At 57.9% G+C, this 392-nt stretch carries 1 protein-coding gene; it reads left to right on the forward strand.

What is annotated here, in order from left to right; translation table 11 throughout:
* On the forward strand, positions 1-392 hold a 392-nt coding region (locus tag WH277_RS02090; protein WP_339504119.1), incomplete at both ends, for an efflux RND transporter permease subunit.

Consider the following 392-nt stretch of genomic DNA (forward strand, 5'->3'; position numbering starts at 1 on the left):
CCACAGCCGCTGCCGAAGCCCGTCATGTTCTGGAAACGCTGCACGATATCCCGGAAGGTGAGGTCTACAGTCTGATGCCACCGGCCATCGACGAGCTGGGTAATTCATCGGGCTTCGCCCTGCGTCTGGAAGATCGCGCGGGTAAAGGCTATGCGGCACTGAAGGACGCACAGAACCAACTGCTGGCACTGGCGGCGGGCAGCAAGGTGGTGCAGGGCGTTTATGTCGATGGTCTGCCTGAAGGTCAGGTGATCAATCTGCGTATTGACCGACAGAAAGCCTTCGCGCTGGGTGTTTCGTTTGACGATATCAGCCAGACGATTTCAGGGGCGACAGGTTCGCTGTATGTGAATGACTTCCCGAACGGCGACCGGATGCAGCAGGTGATCATT

The organism is Erwinia sp. MYb416, assembly GCF_037479575.1.
GTDB lineage: Bacteria > Pseudomonadota > Gammaproteobacteria > Enterobacterales > Enterobacteriaceae > Erwinia > Erwinia rhapontici.